4 protein-coding genes are annotated in these 3,657 nt (G+C 70.0%); 1 reads left to right on the forward strand and 3 read right to left on the reverse strand.

Translation table 11 applies throughout. From position 1 onward, the window contains the following. Positions 1 to 131: 131 nt before the first annotated feature. A complete protein-coding gene (locus BEK98_RS47375; protein ID WP_094222970.1) occupies positions 132 to 728 on the reverse strand; it encodes an NADPH-dependent F420 reductase in 597 nt (198 codons plus the stop codon). Between the two features lie 41 nt (positions 729 to 769). Continuing rightward, positions 770 to 1,588 (reverse strand): 3'(2'),5'-bisphosphate nucleotidase CysQ, encoded by an 819-nt coding sequence (locus tag BEK98_RS47380; protein WP_094222971.1) that lies wholly within the window; start codon positions 1,586 to 1,588, stop codon positions 770 to 772. Between the two features lie 137 nt (positions 1,589 to 1,725). On the opposite strand from BEK98_RS47380, the gene BEK98_RS47385 reads away from it, so the two are divergent. Next, positions 1,726 to 2,634, forward strand: coding sequence for a LysR family transcriptional regulator (locus BEK98_RS47385; RefSeq protein ID WP_094222972.1), 909 nt, complete (start codon positions 1,726 to 1,728; stop codon positions 2,632 to 2,634). Positions 2,635 to 2,755: 121 nt separating this feature from the next. On the opposite strand, the gene BEK98_RS47390 is transcribed toward BEK98_RS47385, so the two are convergent. Next, the coding region (locus tag BEK98_RS47390; RefSeq protein WP_094222973.1) for an FAD-dependent oxidoreductase at positions 2,756 to 3,657 on the reverse strand (902 nt) is incomplete at its 5' end.

Consider the following 3,657-nt stretch of genomic DNA (forward strand, 5'->3'; position numbering starts at 1 on the left):
CCGTGAGCTCATGGCCCAGCTCAACCGCCCACCGGGCTGAGCAGAGCCCGGGCCGGTCGCTCGATGGCCGGCGGTCGGCGGCGTATCTGTTCTGGATGTGGGCCCGCCGGGGGCGGTGCACTGTGTGCGGATCAGCGGGCGATCGAGATCGCGAAGGGCGCGAATCCGCTGGACCGAATCACGTGCGGTACGAACAGCATCGCGGCCTCCGTGGCGCGGGCGGTTTGGATCCCGCCGAGATCAGTGATCCACTCCTTGCGCCAGCCGAGGTTGATGAGCAGTTCACGGACGGTCTGCTTGGCCTGCGTGTCGTCGCCGGAGAGGAAGGCGTCGGGCGCCTGGGTGAGCGTGGCCGGCGCGGTCATCACCGGGAAGAGCATGGTGTTGAGTGTCTTGACGACGCGCGTTTCGGGGAGCGCTTCCTGGAGTTGCTCGGCGAGGCTTGAGCCCGGGTAGATCAGGTCGGCGGGCAGTCCGTCCGGTCCGTCGACGGTGGCGTTGGAGACGTCGACGAGGATCTTGTCGCGCAGTTCCTCGCGCAGGGCGACGAGCCGGTCCAGCGAGCCGGCTCCCGGGGTGGCGTTGATGACGATCTGGGCTGTCCGGGCAGCATCGGCGGCGGCGCCCGGCGCGCGGTCCGCCACGGTCACCTCATGCCCTGCCCGGGTGAGGGCTGTGGCCAGACTGCCGCCGACGCGGCCGTTTCCGAGAACTGCGATCGTGGTCATGATGATCTGGTCCTTCCGTGCGTGCAGGTTGTGGTGCCCGGTCAGCGGGAGAGCGTGGCGACGGCCTCGGCGTGGACGCCGGGCGCGGCGGCCAGGAAGCTCTCGCTCTGCGGGGTCCAGGGGCGGCCCTCGGCGTCGGAGATCTGTCCGCCGGCCTCGGTGACGAGCAGCGCCCCGGGAAGCAGGTCCGCACGGGCGCCGGCGAACTGCCAGAAGGCATCGATCCGGCCGGCGGCCACGTTCACCAGGTGCAGGGTCGCGGGCACGGAAGTGCGGACGACGAGCGCGTCGAAGAGCATCGCGGTGATCGAGGAGCCGACGCGCCGCACGACCTTCTCGTCCTCGTCCGGCCGGGCCTGACTGGTGGCCACGATGCTCAGGCCGAGGTCCGCAGTGGGGGAGACGTGCAGCGGCCGGCCGTCGAGGTAGGCGCCCGCGCCGGTGAGCGCGGTGTAGGTCTCGCCGGTCAACGGCAGGTGGACCGCGGTGAGCACCGGCTGGTTCTCACGCACGAGGGTGGCGGTCACCGCCCACTCCGGCAGGGCGTGCAGGTGGTTGACGTTGCCTTCGGCCGGATCCACGACCCACCATTCGCCGGGCGGCAGCGCCCCGCCGTCCAGCTCGTCCTCCACCCACCCAGCATCCGGACGCAGGCGCGTGAGGCGGGGGCGCAGGATGTCTAGGGCCGTGTCGTCGTTGGCGGCGAGCGCGCGCATCAGCTCTTCGCGGGTCTGGTAGCGGACCACCTCGCCGAAGCGCTCGCGCAGCGCCGAACCGGCCGCGCGCACGGCGATCGCGGTCTGGCCGAGCAGGTCGGCGTCGGAGGCGGCGACGTCAGTGGTCTGAAGCATTTCGGACATGGTGAACTCCCTTTTGAGAAGGAGGTGATGGGGCCGTTCGGGCCGAACTGTGCGCTCTGTTCAGCGCTCTGGTCTCGAAGGTATACAGCCCCTTGATTAACTTCAAATGCATGTAAAGCACGTCTAGGATTACTCACATGCAATTGGATTTGAACCTGCTGGCCGCGCTCGACGCGCTGCTGGAGGAGGGCAGTGTGGCCGGGGCGGCCGCACGCATGCATGTCACCGCCCCCGCGATGAGTCGGAGCCTGGGCCGAATCCGGCGCACGACCGGGGACCAGATCCTGGTGCGCACCGGCCGCACGATGACCCCGACGCCGTACGCGATCGCCGTCCGGGAACAGGTGCACGAGCTGCTGCACCAGGTCCAAGGGGTGCTGGCACCGAGCCGTGAACTCGATCTGGCAACGTTGGAGCGCACCTTCACACTTCGCTGGCATGATTCCCTGGTCGCCTTGAGCGGCCCCACGCTGCTCTCGGCCGTGCGTGAAGAGGCGCCGGGCGTGCGATTGCGCTTCGTCGCGGAATCGAGCATCGACACCCCCGAGTTGCGGCGCGGCGAGGTGGACCTGGAGGCGAACGCCAACCGCCCGAGCGCACCGGACATCCATGCCGAGAACGTGGGCGAGACCCGCCTCGTCATCGTCGTGAGGCAGGGGCACCCCCTCACCCGCGTCAGGACCGTCACCGCAAAGCGGTACGCCGCAGCTGAGCACGTCACCGTCTCGCGACGTGGAAACCTCAGCAATGCCCTCGACGACGCCCTCGCGCGGCTCGGCCTCACCCGCCGCGTGGTGGCGACCGCGCCCACGGAAGCGGCCGCGCTGGAGTTCGCGCGCGGCTCCGATCTCCTGATCAGCGTCCCCGAAGCCACCACGCGGTCAGCGGTCGCCGACCTCGGCCTGGTCGTGCTCCCCCTCCCGCTCGAACTGCCGTCGGCACCGATATACCTGTCGTGGCATCAGCGCTACGACACCGACCACGCCCACGCCTGGCTGCGGGGGCTGGCGCGCACCGCGCTGGCCATGGGCGGAGCGTCGTCGTAGTCGGCTCCGTCCGGTCGCTTCACCCCTTCAACGTCAGCAGCGGCTTGTCCGTGCGAGTGCTGGCCGTGGGGGCGGCCAGACCGACGCCTGCGGCTCACGATCGCGGATCTGTGGGCCCTGCTCACTCGGTCGGCTCTTGGCCGGTGAGCAGGTTGAGCAAGCCGGCGGGGGCGTTGTCGCCGAAGATGAGCTGGTGGTTCTTGTCGGATTCGGCGGCGAACCGGGCGCTGCGGGCAAAGAGCGCCTGCTCGTACTCCGCAAGGGCGGCTTCGATGTCGTCGGAGTGTGCGGCGATGGCTTTGCCGAGTTCGGCGCCGTCGAACATGGCGAGGTTGGCGCCCTCCCCGGCGAACGGTGACATGAGGTGGGCGGCGTCGCCCAGCAGCGTCACTCCGGGAACGCGGTCCCACCGGTGGCCGATCGGCAGGGCGCTGATCGGGCGCGGGGCGAGGGCGGTTTCCCCGTCAGTGATGAGTGCGGTGAGTTCAGGCGCCCATCCGGTGAATTCGGCCGCGACCTGGGCCGCCGCCGTTTCGGGACTGGCGAGGATGGCGGCGATCCATTCCTGCGGCTTGGTGAGCGCGACGTAGGTGTGAAGAACGGCGTGGGCCTCTCGATGGCCAAGGATCCCCTTGCCGGCCGGGACGGCGAACAGGGAACCGTCGCCGGTGGCCTTGGCCGCTGCGGGGTGGCGTTGGTCGGCGTCGTACAGGTAGGTCTCGATGAACGACGTGCCGACGTATTCGGGCTTCGCGTCGGAGAGCAGCGGCCGGACCCTCGACCAGGCGCCGTCCGCGCCCACGAGGAGGCCGGTCGTCACGGTCGGCCCGTCGGCGAACGTCAGCTCGTGCCTACTGTCTCCGAGGGGGCGGACACTGGTGACCTTGTGTCCCCACTGGATCATCTCGCCGGGCAGCGAGTTGATCAGGATCCGACGCAGGTCTCCGCGGAGCACCTCGGGGCGCCCGCCCGTGCCGTCATCGGGCTGGTCAAGCAGGACCGCGCCGTGCTGGTCGAGCACGC

It is taken from the genome of Streptomyces diastatochromogenes, assembly GCF_002242805.1.
Lineage (GTDB): Bacteria > Actinomycetota > Actinomycetes > Streptomycetales > Streptomycetaceae > Streptomyces > Streptomyces diastatochromogenes.

Bases quoted from the DNA above. Each gene is read 5' to 3' on its own strand.
- BEK98_RS47375 (WP_094222970.1), bottom strand. From the start codon at position 728: ATGACCACGATCGCAGTTCTCGGAAACGGCCGCGTCGGCGGCAGTCTG.
- BEK98_RS47380 (WP_094222971.1), bottom strand. From the start codon at position 1,588: ATGTCCGAAATGCTTCAGACCACTGACGTCGCCGCCTCCGACGCCGAC.
- BEK98_RS47385 (WP_094222972.1), top strand. From the start codon at position 1,726: ATGCAATTGGATTTGAACCTGCTGGCCGCGCTCGACGCGCTGCTGGAG.